The organism is Paenibacillus lignilyticus (assembly GCF_017942085.1).
Lineage (GTDB): Bacteria > Bacillota > Bacilli > Paenibacillales > Paenibacillaceae > Paenibacillus_Z > Paenibacillus_Z lignilyticus.
In genome coordinates this window covers 58,024-75,903 of record NZ_JAGKSP010000004.1, presented here as the reverse complement: position 1 = coordinate 75,903, position 17,880 = coordinate 58,024, and the positions used below count along the sequence as shown (strand labels likewise).

18 protein-coding genes are annotated in these 17,880 nt (G+C 49.8%); 4 read left to right on the top strand and 14 right to left on the bottom strand.

All coding sequences use genetic code 11. The annotated features are described in order from the left end of the window. Positions 1-283: 283 nt before the first annotated feature. The 14 genes from I8J30_RS12420 to I8J30_RS12355 form a co-directional block, all read right to left on the bottom strand. A complete protein-coding gene (locus tag I8J30_RS12420; RefSeq protein ID WP_091213748.1) occupies positions 284-928 on the bottom strand; it encodes a response regulator in 645 nt (214 codons plus the stop codon). A 5-nt stretch (positions 929-933) separates the two neighbouring features. Continuing rightward, positions 934-1,632: a sensor histidine kinase gene (locus I8J30_RS12415; RefSeq protein ID WP_210655494.1), complete on the bottom strand. Its 699-nt coding sequence runs from the start codon at positions 1,630-1,632 to the stop codon at positions 934-936. 744 nt (positions 1,633-2,376) lie between these two features. Continuing rightward, positions 2,377-3,045, bottom strand: a complete 669-nt coding sequence (locus I8J30_RS12410) for a PspA/IM30 family protein (protein WP_210655496.1) — start codon at positions 3,043-3,045, stop codon at positions 2,377-2,379. 2 nt (positions 3,046-3,047) lie between these two features. Continuing rightward, the gene (locus tag I8J30_RS12405; protein ID WP_210655498.1) at positions 3,048-3,524 is read right to left on the bottom strand and encodes an LPXTG cell wall anchor domain-containing protein; all 477 of its coding nucleotides are present in this window, start codon (positions 3,522-3,524) and stop codon (positions 3,048-3,050) included. A gap of 125 nt (positions 3,525-3,649) precedes the next feature. Next, positions 3,650-5,011, bottom strand: a complete 1,362-nt coding sequence (locus I8J30_RS12400; RefSeq protein WP_240547766.1) for a sensor histidine kinase — start codon at positions 5,009-5,011, stop codon at positions 3,650-3,652. Then, entirely contained in the window at positions 5,001-5,675 is a 675-nt protein-coding gene (locus tag I8J30_RS12395; protein WP_210656080.1) for a response regulator transcription factor, read from the bottom strand. Before I8J30_RS12395 ends, I8J30_RS12400 begins: the two co-directional genes overlap by 11 nt. Positions 5,676-5,768: 93 nt before the next feature. Next, on the bottom strand, positions 5,769-6,698 hold the full coding sequence (locus I8J30_RS12390; protein WP_210655500.1) for an ABC transporter permease: 930 nt from the start codon (positions 6,696-6,698) through the stop codon (positions 5,769-5,771). Beyond that, the gene (locus tag I8J30_RS12385; protein ID WP_210655502.1) at positions 6,695-7,582 is read right to left on the bottom strand and encodes an ABC transporter permease subunit; all 888 of its coding nucleotides are present in this window, start codon (positions 7,580-7,582) and stop codon (positions 6,695-6,697) included. The genes I8J30_RS12390 and I8J30_RS12385 overlap by 4 nt, the downstream gene beginning before the upstream one ends. Positions 7,583-7,598: 16 nt before the next feature. Next, positions 7,599-8,351: an SDR family oxidoreductase gene (locus I8J30_RS12380; protein ID WP_210655504.1), complete on the bottom strand. Its 753-nt coding sequence runs from the start codon at positions 8,349-8,351 to the stop codon at positions 7,599-7,601. Positions 8,352-8,390: 39 nt separating this feature from the next. After that, positions 8,391-9,029, bottom strand: a complete 639-nt coding sequence (locus I8J30_RS12375; RefSeq protein WP_210655506.1) for a succinate dehydrogenase cytochrome b558 subunit — start codon at positions 9,027-9,029, stop codon at positions 8,391-8,393. Positions 9,030-9,292: 263 nt separating this feature from the next. Then, positions 9,293-9,472, bottom strand: a complete 180-nt coding sequence (locus tag I8J30_RS12370; RefSeq protein ID WP_210655508.1) for a hypothetical protein — start codon at positions 9,470-9,472, stop codon at positions 9,293-9,295. Positions 9,473-9,882: 410 nt separating this feature from the next. Then, entirely contained in the window at positions 9,883-11,565 is a 1,683-nt protein-coding gene (locus tag I8J30_RS12365; protein ID WP_210655510.1) for a right-handed parallel beta-helix repeat-containing protein, read from the bottom strand. A 131-nt stretch (positions 11,566-11,696) separates the two neighbouring features. Beyond that, on the bottom strand, positions 11,697-13,040 hold the full coding sequence (locus I8J30_RS12360; RefSeq protein ID WP_210655512.1) for a glycoside hydrolase family 30 protein: 1,344 nt from the start codon (positions 13,038-13,040) through the stop codon (positions 11,697-11,699). 26 nt (positions 13,041-13,066) lie between these two features. Then, positions 13,067-13,636: a TetR/AcrR family transcriptional regulator gene (locus I8J30_RS12355; protein ID WP_210655514.1), complete on the bottom strand. Its 570-nt coding sequence runs from the start codon at positions 13,634-13,636 to the stop codon at positions 13,067-13,069. Positions 13,637-13,843: 207 nt separating this feature from the next. On the opposite strand from I8J30_RS12355, the gene I8J30_RS12350 reads away from it, so the two are divergent. From I8J30_RS12350 to cyoC, 4 genes are all read left to right on the top strand, one after another. Beyond that, positions 13,844-14,092 carry a hypothetical protein gene (locus I8J30_RS12350; RefSeq protein ID WP_210655516.1) on the top strand — a complete coding sequence of 83 codons (249 nt, stop codon included), beginning with the start codon at positions 13,844-13,846 and terminating at the stop codon, positions 14,090-14,092. A gap of 157 nt (positions 14,093-14,249) precedes the next feature. Then, positions 14,250-15,293 (top strand): ubiquinol oxidase subunit II, encoded by a 1,044-nt coding sequence (gene cyoA / locus I8J30_RS12345; protein ID WP_210655518.1) that lies wholly within the window; start codon positions 14,250-14,252, stop codon positions 15,291-15,293. 17 nt (positions 15,294-15,310) lie between these two features. Next, a complete protein-coding gene (locus tag I8J30_RS12340; RefSeq protein ID WP_240547768.1) occupies positions 15,311-17,278 on the top strand; it encodes a cbb3-type cytochrome c oxidase subunit I in 1,968 nt (655 codons plus the stop codon). Further along, on the top strand, positions 17,278-17,880 hold the full coding sequence (gene cyoC, locus I8J30_RS12335; protein ID WP_210655522.1) for a cytochrome o ubiquinol oxidase subunit III: 603 nt from the start codon (positions 17,278-17,280) through the stop codon (positions 17,878-17,880). The genes I8J30_RS12340 and cyoC overlap by 1 nt, the downstream gene beginning before the upstream one ends.

Here is a 17,880-nt window from a genome sequence, read left to right as displayed (position 1 = left end):
GCGTTCATAGGTGGAGATTGAACACTATTTTAGTCTGAATATTCTGATTTATTTATGTGTTGCTATCAGCCTTCCAGGGCTCAACCTTCCCCTTGGCGGTAAGGCCATTTTGCTGTGCACCTTAATTGTATAGCGACTTCACGCCTCAAGACTATTGAACGGCAGGATAATTTTGTTGCATCGCAAGTTGTACGTCCGGCCGCCCCCAATGGATACAGTCGAATTATACTTTCGTACCATATGCGCCCCAAGAAGAACAAAAAGAGCGGCAGTCGCCACTCTTTTAAGTAGTTCCGGACAGCTCATCCGACAATGCGTACGCAGCTACTCCCCGCGACTGCGCATAAAGAGCAGCTTGCGTGCGGTCATTTACATTTAATTTCTGAAAAATATTACTAATATGTTTCTTAACCGTGGACTCGCTGATCATGAGCTTCTGCGCCAAAGCGCTGTTGGATAGTCCTTCGCCCAGAGAGGACAGCACATTGCGTTCCTTCGGAGTCAGCTTCTCGAGCGGATCGTCCGGGTCCTTACGGATAAGGACGTCCATAAGCCCTTGATCAAAGTATTTTCTTCCCCGGTCAATCATCTTGATGGCGAGCAGCAGCTCCTCGGGCATGGAATCTTTAAGCACATAGCCGTCAGCGCCGCACTCCTCTGCCCGGCGAATATCCGCTTCCGCCGCAGATGAAGTAAGCATCATGAAACGGCAGCCATGATCTCGAAACTGTTCGACCACGTCAAAGCCGCATTGGTCGCCAAGTCGAATATCGACGATGGCCAGATCAGGCTCAGTCGTCTCTATGAGCTGAACAGCCTCTTCGACCGTCTCAGCCTCTCCGATGATTTCAATTCCTTCTTCCTGCGCCAGTACGGCGATCAGGCCTTTGCGGACCACATGATGGTCATCCACAATGACGATTTTCAAGTCGATCACCCGCTTTTCGTAGTTTGGCCGGTTGCTTTATGAACGCCGGTTATCGGCAGTAAGACCCGAATGACGGTCCCGCTCCCTTGCTTCGTGCTAATTCCAAACTTACCGCCCAGTGATGCGGCAAGCGTGCGCATGTTAGATAAACCGAAACCTGAATCCGGTTTGCTTGGTTTGATCAACCAAGGGTTAAAGCCGCGTCCGTTATCTTCGATGGAGAGTTTGACAATCCGGGGCTCCACAGTCAAATGAATCGTTATCCTGCTGCTCGCTCCATGACGGATTGCATTGCCTACCCCTTCCAGGATCATTCGATACAGCGCTTTTTGATGATTTATAGAAAGGCGGTCGTCCGAGTTAGGTGCGTGGAAACGGATTTCGACTCCGTTCAATTTGGCCTGATTGGCCAGATGTGATTGTACGATACTGATCCAGGAAGCATTGTCGTTCTTATCGCTCTCGCGAGAGCTCAGATTGTAAATCGATGCACGCAGTTCACGGGAAGCAGCCAATGCCGCTTCTTGAATTTCTTGCATCTGTTCTTGGGTCCGGTCGTCATTCATTCCGTTACAGTCACCTTTCATTGACTGAATGGCGTAAATGATACCGAACAAATGCTGGGAAACACGATCATGCAGTTCCTCAGCGATCCGGTTACGCTCCTCGATTAAGAATCGTTCTGACTCGATCTGAATTGCCATCGTTATCATCACCTTTCTTGCCATTCATTTGAAAACCACTTCCGGTTATGGAGTGCTCATACTATGAACAATATGAGAGAATCTTAAGTTTTCGTCATGGATATCCAAAATCGGACAATGGGCTCCTCATCTCAACATACCTTGAGAAGGTTGACATGGACATACTGCAGGAGTACTGATTTTGTTAACCGTTCGTTTACAGGTAAACAGTGACCTTGGACTCAATTGGGGATACCCATCATTTGTCGAATACGAAGTAGATAGCTAACGAACGAGGTTAGCTCTTGTAATCTTTTTGTAAGAGCAAAAACGAGATAGCAGAGCACTGCGCTTGGAAAGAGAACGATTCTCAATAGCGCCGTTCGGAACGATTCTTGGAGCTTCAGACGATTGGGCCTCATTACCCAATTAGGGGTATCCGAGAACCTCAGCAAAGTGGGACTATGAGCAACCATCAAAATCATATCTTTAAATAAAATTTAAGTATTATTTACATATTTTAGCTGAAACACTCCCCTTAGTAGTATCGGACATGGTGCTTTTGCACACTGCACAAGTACAAATAAGAGTTAATAATGAGAAAAAAGTGAGAATAATGAGAAGAATAATTTGACATACTCGACTTCGCATCGGCAAGCCATTACTTACCCTCATCCTATTTATATGAAACAATAACGTTCGAAAAGGCGCCCCTTAAGGGACGCCTCGTATCGTGAAGTAAGTTTCTGCTTCATGCCCGGCCTGCTATTCCTGAGTATGCTGCTGCTTCAGCTCATCCAATTCCTTGTCGATGTCTGCCGTAAGACTTGGATCCAAATATTGAGGAGCCGATCGTTTCACCGGGGAAGAGAAATGAGCCATCGCTTCCATCTCGGCTTCGATCATCAAGATTCTGTCTTCCGCGCGAGCAAATCCTTTGGCAACATTCTCGGTTTGAAAGGATACGACATTCTGATTCAATTCCTTCAGCGAGCTGGCAACATTAGCCCGGGATGCAAGCAGCAGGCGGCGATGATTGTACTCCTCCGATTGCACAAGCAGCCGTCCGATTCGCTCTTCCAGCAGCTTCGTTTGTTCCTGTATGGTTGCATACTGGGCGCTGTAAGCCGCCAGTTTCTTCTCATGCATCAGCTTTTCTTGCAGCGCCAGCTTCGCGATATGCTCCTCGTCTTGCTTCACCGCGAGTTTGGCCTGGCGATCTCGCTTCTCGATGATGGCCTCGGTTTCGGCGATTAGGGCAGCTTGTCTTTTCTCAATATACAGTTGATTCGCCAATGCCCGCTGTCCTTTTGCAAGCTCCAGTTCAAACTCGCGAATATATTGATCCACCATTTTAAGGGGTTGTTCGCACTTGTCCAGAAGCCCGTTCGTTTCCGCCAGAAACAAATCTTTTACTCGCTTGAAAATGCCCATATTCAGTTCGACTCCTTTGCATTAGCAGAATGATTTCTTTCCCATTGGTCCAGGAAATCGGAAGTGGAAGTCAGCATCGGCGCAGCTGCGCTTACATAAAGCGGTTCGTGGGATTGGGATGGCGATTTCTTTCTGCGCTTGAGAATCAAGAAGAGCAATCCGGCAATAAGGATCGTGCCGACTATGGCCACGCCGGCATTCCACTCTTCGCGCGGATGTCCGTCTATGCGCATCGCTTTCACTGGCCCAACTTCCGGCCCGGCAACAACGATATCTCTCCCTTCGCCTCTGGGCATACCGCCTATACTTCTTTCATCACCTCTTGGCAGGAACGGTTCATCCTTTAATTTCACATGCTTAATGGCGTTCTGATGAACCGATACGTCGCCACCCGAAGCGAATTTCACTCCAATGCCAACAACGACAATAACAACAGCTATGAGAAGCACTTTCTTGATCCAAGATTTACCGGACCTCATCTCTCATCCATCCTCTCGCGACAATGTTCTTCTTACAGCTCTCACTATAGACTTAGAAAGTAAAAGTACGGTAAATAGGCAAAAAAAATCCTTCCTCAACATGCATTGAGAAAGGGCCTATGATTCTATACGATGGGAAATCTCACGATAAACGTACTTCCTTTACCTAACGCGCTTTTCACTTCGATCGACCCTTGATGGGATTCGGCAATCCATTTGGCGATCGACAGTCCAAGTCCCGCGCTTCCTTCTTCCCGCGAACGGTGCTCCTCCACCCGATAGAACCTGTCGAAGATCCGAGGTAGCGCATGCTCAGGAATGCCCATGCCCGTATCTCTAATCGATAGTGACCATTGTTTGGGACTGCTGCTCAAGGCGACATCAACCGTACCGCCTTCGGGTGTGTACTTGATCGCATTGTCCAAGAGGATGTACACCAGCTGTTTGATTCGTTCCACGTCTCCCGTAACCGCCAATTGTTCAGGCAGCTCGGCCTTTAACGAAATCTGCTTCTTGTGAGCAACGGCTTCGATCGTCTGCACCCACTGCCGGACCTTCGGAACCAAGTCAAACGAAGCCTTCTCAAATTCGACAGAGCCTGCGTCGGATCGAGCGAGCAGCAATAAGTGCTGAACCATGCGGCTCATGCGCCCGACTTCCTCTTTCATATCCACGACGACTTCCTTTGTAAAGGCGGAGAAGTCTTGCCCATTCTCCAGCTCGATGACGTCCAGCGACGTATTCATAATACTCAGCGGCGTCCGAAGCTCATGCGACGCATCTGCCAGAAACTGCTGCTGCTGCCGGTATGCTTGCTGAATCGGGATCATCGCTTTCTTGGACATGGAATTACTCAGCCATACCGCGGCCATGATGAAGACGACGAGTATAAGGAGAAACACCACAAGCAGGTTTCGAAACACCTCATAATAGAAGGTCACATCTTTGGCGGCATAAATGACGGCTATCGTACCGTTATCGAGCATAACCGGGCGCGCGCCGACATAGAGCAGCCGCTCCCCAGCCATCAGTACCCTCGGAGCTTTCGGCGGTAATTTCGGTTCGATTTCAATGTCGACACGTTGGCGCACTTCCACATGCGTCTCCGGCTGCCAGTCCAATCGAAACGAAACATCTCGAGGATGCCACCTAATGATCTTCTGTATATTGATGTTTTCCAGTTGCGGATAGGCAGAGCTGCCTGCCAGCACATTTCCTTGGTCATCCAGGACATAGAAAAAGTACAAGTCGTCCCCGCGGGAGTTCGATAAATCAGGAATCGCCACGTTACCCTTCTCTGTCGTCGCAAACAACGTTGACATAATGGATTCTTGCTGCTCCCGATAAGCCATTCCGAGGAATATAGCGGAAACGATGATTGAAAATACGACCAAGAAGAGAATAATCAGCCAGGTGTACGTGTAGGTTAACTTCCTTCTCGATTTAACGAACATGTCTGTCTTGAGCGCCGGTCGTTTAGGCTTCAAATCGGTAGCCTACCCCTCTGACGCTCTGGATCATCGTTTCCCCTTGTACAGCCTCCAGCTTGTCCCGAAGCATTTTGACCGTTACATCCACATTTTTATTGGACACCTCGCTGCCAACGCCCCAGACACGATCTAAGATAACGTCCCTCGTCAGCGCATGGCCGAGATTCTGAAGAAACAAATCGAGCAGCTGGTACTCCCGCTGGCTGAGGAAGATCTCTTCCCCTCTCCGGAACAATTGACGGGACGACCGCTTCAGCATAAACGGCCCGAACGTCACCGCCTCCGCCTGAATAGGGGCAAAGTTTCGCCGCGTGAGCGAGCGGAGACGGGCGAGTAACTCATCCATCTCGAAGGGCTTCGTGAGATAGTCATCTGCCCCGGCATCCAAGCCGAGGATTTTATCTTGCAGCGCATCCTTCGCGGTTAACAGAAGGATAGCCTGACGGTAATGGGCCGCTCGCAAGCTTTTGCAAACGTCAATTCCATCCTTGCGCGGCATCATCCAATCCAGAACCAGCACATCATAGGTCGAGCCGACCGCGTAGTGGTGCGCATCCTCGCCGTTATCTACCCAATCGACGTGGTAGTCGCCTTTCTTCTCCAGTACATATTTCATTAACTTGCCCAGCTTCTTATCATCTTCCGCCAGAAGAATGTTCACTTTCATTTCACCGCCGACAATAGCCTATTTCGTTTAGGATACCATACAAACGGTAAAAGTACGGTAAATGAAACCATAGAAAGTTTGCCGGACTCAGAAGTGAGAGAACTTCGAAAATCTCTTCTTGTACAGCTTCTCAAGCCCGATCGAGATCATATGAAAGCCGAGAATGTAGAGGAGATACGCAAGCAGCGGGATGACCAGCACCCACTGATAAATAAACAAATTACTGCGAGCTTGTCCGACCAATCCGCTCCACTCATTCGAGATACTCACATAATCGGGCGGATCGGGCGGATTGTAGTACACCGCCGTGCCGCCGACGAAGATATGGAAGATCGCCAGCTGCCCGAACAAGCCGAGGATCAAGACGATCTCTTGAACGAACAGAATGAGAAAGCTTTCCTTCAAATGCGGAAACAGATGCTTCCGAATAATGCTCCAGCGGCTTGCTCCGATGGACTTGGCGGAGAGTACGAACTGCTTCTCGCGAAGGATCATCGTTTTCTCTTTCATCGTGGAGGCGACTGTCGGAATGCCCACCAGCGCCAATACGACGGCTATGATGACCGTCAGCTTTAACGGTGATGCCGAAGGTTCAATAGAGATGCCGATCATAATCATCCATACCAGAATAAAGATCGGGATGCCATTTAACAGACTCCAGAGCGGATGGCGCTTGCCCGTTGTCGTTTTGCCTTTGCCGACAAATCCGAGCAGCATCCCCAGCACGCCGCCAACGATAATCCGAAATGCGGCAATCGACAGCGACGCGATGATCGTAAATTTCGCTCCGGCCAGCAGTTTGGCCATCATATCCACGCTGAACTTATCGGTACCGAACGGATAACTCGCATTCGGCGGGAACGGCGGTGCCAGAAGCGTGCCGTTGCCGTTCTCATCGACCACATAATCCACCGTAGCCGAGTCGCTTAGATCGTGGGGAGCTACAAATTGGCCCAAGAAAGAAGCCAAGATCATTAGAATCGTAATGAACAAGCCGATAAACAGCGTTTTATTCATCGTACGAACACCTTCTCCCAGCCGGCAATCAGCACTTTCATGAGGAGTAACATAACGGCATAGAGCAGCAGCAAAGTGAAGAGGCCGTTCACGACCAAATTGTACTGATAACCTTCATAGGCATAAGCATTGGAGAACACCAGCAACGTCACGCCGTTCAGGTTGTACAGATATTCGAAAATAAACAAATTCCCGAACAGAATCCCCAGAAACTTATGCAAATCCGCTTTGACGAAGGGAAGCACATTAGGCAGCGCATGAAAGAAAATAATATAGCGTTTGCCTAATCCCCGTGCTTTCGCAAAGCTGATATAATCCTCGGACAGCGTCTGGCTCATGTGAAGAGCCACATTGCGAATCATATAGATCGCAGGAATGATGATCGTCGAAATCAACGGAAGCGCAATCGCCGGTTCATCCGTCGAGAAGCTGGCGACTTGAAACATGACAAGCCCGGTCTTATCCGCAATGAGGACGATTAGAACCTGCAGGAGCAGCACGATGACGAAATCCGGGAGCACGCTTGTCAGCTCCAGCAGCCCTTTGAGCCATTGTTTACGTGTTACCGAGAAATAGATCCCGAGCAATATGCCGGAGGTCATGCCGATAACAGCGCCGACCGCCATGTAGGAGAAAGTGAGCGTAAGACTGCTTCCGATCTGCTCCCAGAACGATCGTTCCGTCTTGCCGGACAGATAACGAAACGTATCCCCGTTCGCGATACCTGCTAGATATTCATTAAAGCTTGTCAGCCCATTGGACCAAAGGAAATGAAGAGAACCGTCAAAATGACCTTGTATGAGAACATTAGGAACCATGGCAAACACAAATACGAACGACAGGATGCCGAGAAACACGGTAATATACTGCGTTGCTTTAATCATGAGAACGATCCCAGCTTCAGTTAACGGAACTGCTCAGCCATTCCTTATAGTGCGTCGAGCTGATGCGTGCATGACCATCGCTTGGTACGAGAGATTGATCATTCACCGCAGCTGAAGCGAAATAGAGCGCTTTGTCATCCGTGACCACTTTCCGCGAATCCCCGGTAGCCTGCAAGTACAGTCGAACGATTTCATCGAGACGCATCTGATCCGGACCGGCCACCTCGATGATGCCATTCACCGGTTTTTCAATAAAATCAACCAGCGCGGACGCAACATCATCCGCAGCCATAGGCTGTGTAAGAACCGAAGGCAGCCGCACGATATCCCCTTCCGTAGCGACAAAGGCGATACTGCCGACAAACTCGAAGAACTGCGTCACGCGGACGATCGAATACGGAATTTTGGAAGATTTGATCAGCTCTTCTTGAGCCATTTTCGCACGGAAATAACCGCTTTGAAGAAGGCGATCGGTGCCCACGACCGACAGCGCTACGTGATGACTGACGCCGGCGGCCGCTTCCGCAGCGAGGAGATTGCGAGTGGAAGTCTCGAAGAACTCCATCACCGCCTTGTCCTCAAACGAAGGCGAGTTGGATACGTCCACGACAACCCTCGCCCCGAACAGCGCTTCCTTCAACCCTTCTCCGGTCAGCGTATTGATGCCAAGCGACGGGGATGCCGCCACCACCTCATGGCCAAGCTGACGAAGGTTGTTTACAAGTTTTTTCCCAATTAAGCCGCTGCCGCCAATAACTACAATTTTCATATGAATGCCCCCCAAGATGTGTGTGAATATATCGATTTATTAAGATGACATGAATTCATTACCGGTAAAAGCAACGAGCGAAAGAATGAACAGCAGCGAGATCAGCGCAAATACGCCCATGCAAATAGAAGCAGACAGTTTCTGCGAGCGTGGCGAAATCGTAATGCCCCAGCTGATCATGAATGCCCAGAGTCCGTTGCTGAAATGGAATACGGCCGACAATACGCCAATGACGTAAAGGATAAAATACATGGGATTCGTGGCAATTTGATGCATGGTTGAACCAAGCTCTTCATGCGTAATGTTGCCCAAGTAAATTTGAAGGCGCGTATTATAGAAATGCCAGAAAACGAAAATAAACGTAAGAACGCCCGTCATCCGCTGCAGAATGAAAGCCCAGTTGCGGCCGTATGAATATTGTCCCGCGTTCATGTTGGACCGATAGGCCATGTACAATCCATATACGCCGTGAAACAGTATCGGAAGGTAGATTCCGAAAATCTCGAGCAGCGGCTTCAGCGGTATACTGTTAATAATATGGACATAGGTAGCGAACCCTTCCGGTCCGCGTTCAAACGCCTGAAAGTTGATCGATACGTGCACAAGAATAAAACCTCCAAGAGGAATGACCCCGAAGAGCGAGTGCAGCTTGCGCCAGTAATATGCGTTTCCTTTCATGACTCCACCTCTCATATGACATATTTCTAGTTGTTCACTGATTAAACGATTGACGCGGAGGATGTGTGACATTGCCGCAGGAAATGCAGCTTAGGCGGCTGGTGGTGGAAATATTATTGCACTAGGGGCAACATTTCATTACGACATTGCATACAAAAGTAAGAGGCTGTCCCATATGTCATCTGTGATGACGATGGAACAGCCCCTTGCTCTTACGTAGCTTTGGTTTTACCGCATTCAATGCGCAGTCGCCCGAATGTTCTCTATTCGCTCTGATTTTGTTTCAAGCGTATACCTGTGAGCTCGAAAGCCTCTTTATGAATCCCCAGAAGTTCCGCTTTCTTCTTCTTGATCATCATCGCCTGTTGTAAGCTGGTGGCTTGAAATTCAATTGCAGTGCCTGCTGAATCTTCAAATGCATAATAGCATTTTTTGTTCGACATGAAGTTGTGCCTCCATCGTATCCCTGCATGATTTGCAACTATTATGTCCTTAGGATCTGTTTGTATGCAGCGAAATCCCGCACTTGATAGCGAAATCCCAGCCATGCTACGGACACGCTCGCCCGTATCGGAGCTCCCGAGGGGTAACTTGTATACTGAGATCATTCAGATTGTGAGATGATACAGGTGGAATATACGAAGTTCGAGAGCGATTGTATTGAATCCATTGCTGAAGTTTTGCAATTTCTTTCCGGAAAATGGACTATTCTAGTCATCACGGAGTTATTGAAGGAGCCTCAGCGATTCACGGATAAAGGAGCAGCCTTCTCGGATGTGTTTACGCACATGAATCAATGGAAAACCGAGTGGGAATCTCCTAGCCATTCTTAAACTCAGCCCAAGCCTAAATTTTAAATGGAATTCCCATTAATCACTACATTACTGCAAGCCAGCAGACGAACAGCATCCTCGAATCGGGAGAACGCCTTACCCGATGCGGGTACGGCAATCTCATTATGGAGAACATGCAGCCCCGAAGTGCTCTTCGCATGCAGAATTTGACCGGCGGTCATGTCAAAACGATTGTCTTTAATTCGGACTTGTTGATGTACCGGCTGTTCGATTGGAACCTCTCGATTCTCCGGAGCGATGAGAATGACAGGGTGCTCCTCATTGCCGCACTCCAAGAATCGGTTCATTCTGATCGTCACATCCCGAACCATGCCGGACTCGAACCAGCTCTCGGCATCATCGGCGATAAGTATGGCGCTCATGCCTGTGCGTTCAAATTGGTTGTTCTCGATTACAACCTTACGTCTTGTCGTGACCAATATGCCGCGCGTCGGAATACAAGCAAACCGATTGTTGCGGACGCTGACCTGCGGAGTCCAAGTGACATTCTCCACTACATCATGTTCCTCGATCGAATCCGGTACCAGCTTGTCTAAAGTAAGCAGCCAATCTCTGGCATCAATCCTGCTAACCGCTTCAACAGTGTGGCTGGAATAAGGTGTTAATGTACGTGCTTGAATAAACTCCAGCTCATCTCCTGCGAAGAAAGGCTCAAAACCATAAGTTTGCCCGTGCATATATCGAACGACAATCTGGTTTCCGGAAGGACGATCCACGATTCGCAAATGGGTGCCATGCACGTTAATGGCATCATCATGCGCCCCTTCAAAATCACTGTTCTCGATACGGATAAGTCCGCGGCATCCCGAGACATGGATCAAATCCGCAAATCCTGCGCATGTCCGGCCGGATTCGGCGCGAGGCTTCATGCTCATTTCATCGAATGAAACATTCTCGCTGAACTGGCATACAATTCCAAGCCCATGCATGTAATGCATGCCGACCTTTGACCAGGTTACGTTCCGGCTGCGGACCACGAATGAGCCCACTTGATCGCGGATGCCATCGCGCAGCTGGAATACGTTTCCGGCTTTCGTATCCGGCATCTCCCCTGCATAATGCAAACGCAAGCGATTCGGCTCTAACGCTTCTACTTTCACCGCGTCCATGACGGGATGTTGCGGGATACGCCTGATCGTATGGTTCGCCGGATCGTATTGCGCTGCCGGTCCTCCTTGGTATCGCCAGCCTTCCCCGACCCAGAACAGATCCCCATGAAGATCGAGCTCATACCAAGAGTCAGGCTTGACGCGAACATCCAGATGATGACGGCCTACTGACTCGACTACCATCTCCGACATGGTCGCACGCTCGAAATCAATCGATAGATTTCGAATCTGAATGTTCTCGCAGCCATCGATGACCAGAGGCGTCATTTTCCCATGGAAAACAAAGAGCGAACCGTTGCCATCGAGCGTAATGTCTTTCATGCCTTTCAACAACAGCCCGACGGTCTTGCTCACATCCGGATTCTCGGATTCGCTTGCCGTATTGGTAATATAATAGGGCACCTTCGCCGCGTGCTCGGGATAGAAATCGTATCTGCCTTTCGGGATCGATAGCGTTACCGGACTATCGTACTCTTTCATCTTCTCTACTGCCTGTCGGAAGGCCGGCACGGCATCTGTTCCAAGATCAGGCTTTATCCCAACATCCATCATGTGCCCTATTGTCTCCATCATGGTTCACCTCGTTACAATATAAGGAGCTTATTTACGCAACCTGTACCGAAACTTTCGCGCCCGTAATCCGATTCTCCTGCCTGTTACATAAATAAGACGCAGAGAGGAACTCTCTGCGTCTCGTATTTTTGTTATCCCTTTACCACGACCGTAGTCACGCTTTCCGCTTTAAACGACCATGTACGCGGGGTTGCGCCGGTGAATACACGCTCCAAGTCGAAATCTGCCGATGTTTCGTAAATTTCTGTAGTCGTTCCCTCTCCATCCGTACCGATATCGATGCCAGAGGTAACATTCTCTTTGCTGTTGTTGACGACAACAAGCGTTACGCGCTCTCCACCGTTGTCGGTAAACGCAGCAACCTTAAGCTCCGGATGATCGGATTGAGCCTCGTTTCTTACATCGCCCGGCCGAATGAATTTACTATAATTTCCGATTGCCCAAAGCCGTTTCGTTTCCTTAATCCGGCCCTCTGCCTCATCGACATAAACCAGCCCATCGCGGAAGTCGTATTTGGACACGGCGATCCAATACTGCCATGAAGTCACGCCGCCAATGGTGATATCCTCATGGACCAAATTGGCTAGATTCAGCGCCGTTTCCATGCCATAGTCCGCTCCGCCCTCCATCTCGGTCCACTCCGACATCCAAATGCTGAGGTTCGGCTGATCCCGGCGAATAAGCTCGGCGAACTCTTCTTTGTACACCGGATTAGAAACCTGCGGAACGTACGAATGGACGGCAATATTGCCGATTTGGCTCATAAGCTCCTTATCCTCTGCCAGCTTATAATAGTACATCCTAGCGCTTGTCCATTCTCCCGCTTCGATCGCGGATATGCGGACAGGCAGCCCTTGCTCTTGTATGTTGCGTGCTAACGCACGATATACTTGCGCGCATTCCTCAGGCGTGTAGTGACAGCCTTCTTGTCCATTCTCCGCATTCCATAACCACATTGGTTCATTGATCGGGGATATCCATTCCACAGGCAAGCCTTCGACTTCAATCAGATGCTTGACGACATCCACAAGATACCGGGCGAACTGCTCTTCCATGCCTTCCCGGAAATTGGACTTCCCTTCTCGATGTCCGGAGGTCATCCCGCTAATGGTCATTCTAGGAGTTGGACTGTTGGCAAACGCTACAATTTGCTTGGCGCCTTTCTGAGCGGCCATCTTCATTACCGCCAGCGCTTGCGCATCCTTGCTCCAGTCATATTGACCTTCGGCAACTTCGACGCCTTCCGCTCGCCGCCATACATCTTCAATTTCCTCGCCATTGCCGGCTCCGATATTATGGCGATAGATCGTCATACCGATGCCCTTGTGGGGATCATAGAGCAATTCCAGCAATCGAGATACTTCCGACTGCTGCCAGCTGCCCGTATGCTGTGCCCACCATGCGCCTGAAGCACCAAAGCCCTCCATGCTTTGTTTCTTGTCTGCCTGATTGATTGCAATCCGATGTTCTCCCATATGCTCACCTTTTCTCATTAGAATGGTTATAACGGAGCCTCGTGCAAAATACCGGTAAACAGAATATCGATCATCTCTTTCAACGCTTCGTCGTAAGTCAGATTCGTATCCATCAAGAACCGGTCCTTCAGCATGCGATTCATTGTCCCGACAATCATTTCCTTCAGTATCACGGGATGAATCGGTTTAATCCGCTTCTGCCTAATCCCTTCTTCGATTAAAGCCATCGTTTGATCCCAATCTGCCTGCAGGTGGCCTTCGATCTCCGCGAACAGCTTGGGGTACGTCTTCTCGATTTCGTAGACACGCCGGTAATCGAGTACATCTGAGACAGCAGGCATGATCGGAATAACGCGCTTCAGCTTCTCAATCACATCCAGGGATGAATCCGATAAAATGCGCTGCTCCTGTTCCTTAATGCTTGCAAAAGCTTCTTGGATAAACAGACGAATAACATCTTCCTTATTTCCTATTTGCTCATAAAGTGTTCGTTTGGAGATGCCCAGCTTGGCCGAAAGGTCGTCCATCGTAAACCGAATTCCCTTCTCGTCGAATACCTCTATAGCCGCTTTCATGACCCTTGATTTTAATTCCATCGCGCCACTTCCTTTTCTTCTTCAATTACGAAAACATCTATAAAACTCATAAAACCATTCTAGTTTTCTTAGTTTTATATACAAAATATCATACCTCATTGGACTGTACAAGAAGGTTTCATTCCTTTTTCGAACTAAAAAACAAATAGCTGTCCATACTATTGAGGAAAAGTATGAAATAGATCCTTTTGAGGAAGTGGACGTACATTGACGACGAAATCGGTATCGAATGAAAAAACGGAACGAGAAGGAAATGCTCTGTTTCTAACCATGAAAATTGCCGCGTGGTTAGCATTTATAATTGGTGTGGCGCTGTGTCTCATCAATTATGAGAATTTCAGCGATAGCAATAGCTCTTTAATGACCGGCATCGGCTGTCTGGTCGGCAGTGTGTTCATCTATACGATCGGTACGGCGATCAACCTCGTGCATAAACGCAAAATCGAATCCGAATAGGCAGCTTAGTCTTGCTTTGAACAAGGACTGTTTCCTTCTATAGGGAGCAGTCCTTCTTTATATAGCTCGGACTTGCAGCAATTGCCGTTGTAATATTGAACCGCATTCCGGGGAAAATTAAGTTAATCCAAGGTGATGTTTAGGAGATGAGGAACTGATGAATATTTCAAAGCTCACACGGCTGTTGACGACGAGCGGCGTCTTGGCAAGCACCGCCATGTTCGTATCGGGTTGCAAGTCGATGATAGTCTTCGATCCGAAAGGACCAATCGGCATCCATCAGCGTGACCTAATCTATATCACAATGCTGCTTTGCCTGATCCTATTGGTTCCGGTGTTAATCATTGCGGCCTGGATCGTATGGCGCTTCCGCGACAAGAAGGGCAACAATGCGCCTTATCAACCGATCTGGTCTCACAGCACCAAACTGGAGATCATCTGGTGGAGCATTCCTATCCTGGTCATTTTGATCTTGGCCATTGTAACCGCACGGTACACGTACATGCTGGATCCGGCAAAACCGATCACGTCCGACAAGAAAGCGATCACGATCCAGGTAACGTCGCTGGACTGGAAATGGCTGTTCCAGTATCCGGACCAAGGCATCGCCACCGTCAACCATCTGGTCATTCCCGAGGGGACCCCGATTAAGTTCGAGCTTACCTCAGACGGGCCGATGAACGGGTTCTGGGTGCCTCAGCTCGGAGGGATGATTTACACGATGTCCGGCATGGCGACGACGATGTATCTTCAAGCCGATGAGCCCGGTAATTATATGGGTACCGGATCCAATTTTACCGGCCGCGATTTCGCGAAAATGGGCTTTAAGACCAAAGCTGTTCCGCAGGCGGAATTCGATCAGTGGGTGGCAGAATCGAAAGCCGGCGGGAATGCTTTGTCCGAAGAAGGCTATCAAAATCTTGCAAAGCCCGGCACTTCTGGCCCGATGACCTTCGCGTCCATCCCGCCCGGCTTATTCGAGCGGATCGTTCATGTCTACTCCATGAGCCGCGGAGCTCCTCCGGGATATACGCAGAAAGCCCAAACGCTAAGTGGAGAAAAATCGACTGAACATTCGGAAGGCGGCCAGCTCCCTCCTGGCAACAACGCGCAAAAGGATGCGCCGGACGACTTGGAAAGCTTCGGCTCCGGGCACGCCAATCCTAAATTGGACAACATGCATATGAATCATGGCAAATGAGAGGAGAGGCTTCCGTGATGGACCAAATTAAAGATTTCGTCTCGTGGTTCTTTGTCACAGGCGACCCGTTGATCTACGGGGCGGATGTGGCAATCTCGCTGACGACGGTGGCTATTATCTTCGTGCTTAGCTATTTTGGCAAATGGGGCTGGTTGTGGAGGGAATGGCTGACGACCGTCGATCATAAGCGCGTCGGGATTATGTACATCATTGCTTCACTTCTTATGCTGTTCCGCGGCGGGGTGGATGCACTGCTGATGCGGACTCAGCTTGCTTTTCCCGAAATGAAATTTCTATCGCCGGAGCACTACAACGAGGTGTTCACCACGCATGGCGTCATCATGATTCTATTCATGGCGATGCCGCTCATGTTCGGCTTATTCAACATCGCCGTGCCGTTGCAGCTTGGCGCGCGCGACGTCGCTTTCCCGTTCCTCAACTCGCTCAGCTTCTGGCTGTTCTTCTTCGGCGCGATGCTGTTCAATATGTCCTTCGTCATCGGCGGTTCGGCGAATGCCGGCTGGCTGTCGTATCCGCCGCTCTCCGAGATGACGGGCAGTCCGGGAGTAGGCGAAGACTTCTACATCTGGGGCGTTCAAATTTCCGGGATCGGTTCCCTGATGACGGGGATTAACTTCATTGTCACCATTGTCAAAATGCGTGCTCCCGGGATGACATGGTCAAGGGTCCCGATCTTCACGTGGTCCGTACTCTCAAGCTGCATCGCGATTATTGTCGCGTTCCCTGTGCTGACCGTAACGCTCGCGCTGCTGTTCTTGGACCGCTTCCTGGGTGCGCATTTCTTCACGATGGATGGCGGCGGCAACGCCATGATGTACGTCAACCTAATCTGGATGTGGGGCCATCCGGAGGTATACATTGTCGTTCTGCCCGCCTTCGGTATTTTCTCGGAAGTGGTGGCAACCTTCTCCAGGAAACGTTTGTTTGGCTATGGATCCATGGTGTTTGCGATGATGAGCATCAGTCTGATGGCGTATTTCACCTGGCTCCATCACTTCTTCACGATGGGCTCCGGAGCTAACGTCAACCTCTTCTTCGCCATATCAACGATGATCATCGCAATTCCTACGGGCGTGAAAATATTCAATTGGCTGTTCACCATGTTCCGCGGACGGATCTCGTTAGCAACGCCAATGCTGTGGACGATCGGGTTCATTCCATGTTTCATCGTTGGCGGCATGACCGGCGTCATGCTCTCGGTAGCACCTGCGGATTTCCAGTTCCATAACAGCTACTTCCTCATTGCCCACTTCCATCAAGTACTCATCGGCGGGGTAGCTTTCGGTTACTTTGCGGGCTTGTATTACTGGTGGCCGAAGATGTTCGGCTTCAAACTGAATGAACCTATCGGCAAATGGGCGTTCTGGATATGGAATATTGGATTCTATGTCTGCTTTATGCCTCAGTATGTGGTCGGACTTGACGGCATGACTCGCCGGATCAATTCGTACGACTGGGATACCGGCTGGTGGGCGCTCAATTTCACATCGACCATTGGCGGTTTCTTGATGGGTCTCGGCTTCTTGTTCCAGGTATGGCAGATCGCGCACAGCATCAAGTTTATGGAAAAGGACACAACCGGCGATCCGTGGGGAGCCCGTACGCTGGAATGGTCCATTCCATCGCCGGCACCTCTCTATAACTTTGCGACGACGCCTCTCGTTACGGACCGAGATGATTGGTGGGAGGAGAAAGAACGCATCGCCGCAGGGAAAATGCCTAAGGAGAAGCCGGCGCTCGAGCCTATTCATATGCCGAAGAACTCACCGATTCCTTTTATTCAATCCATCTGCTGGTTTACAGTCGGCTTTGGCCTTGTATTTCACTGGCTATGGATCGCGATTCCCGGTTTCGTCGGCATTGCGCTGACGATGCTCGTTCATTCGTTTAACTACAACACCGATTACTATATCCCGATAGATGAAATCCAACGGACGGAAGCAAATGCAAGGGGGCTTAGCTAATGGCACACGCGCATGCGCATGAGGCCGGACATGATGGCCATCACGATCTTGAAGAGCTCCGTAAATTCGGCTTCTGGATTTTCTTGATCACCGACTGTATCTTGTTCGCGACTCTGTTTGCCACCTATCTCGTGCTTCATGAGAGTACCGCAGGCGGACCGGGGGCCAAAGAAATCTTCGAAATGCCCGGCGTCATCGTCGAAACGTTCATCCTGCTGACGAGCAGCTTCACCAGCGGTCTGGCTGTGCTGGCTATGAACGCGGGAAGCCGAAAAGGACTGTTAGGCTGGCTAATTGTAACGATCCTGCTCGGTGCCTGCTTTATTGTGATGGAAGTAACGGAATTTCTGAAGCTCGTACACGAAGGCCATACGATTCATACCAGTGCGTTTCTATCCGGTTTCTTCACGCTTGTCGGTACGCATGGACTGCACGTCTCGCTGGGCATCTGCTGGATCACGGCGTTGATTATCCAGCTGACCCGGCACGGCATTACGCCGGTCACGCAGCGAAAAGTACATATCACAAGCTTGTATTGGCACTTTCTCGATGCCGTATGGATCTTCGTGTTCACATTCGTTTATTTGATGGGAGTGATGTGA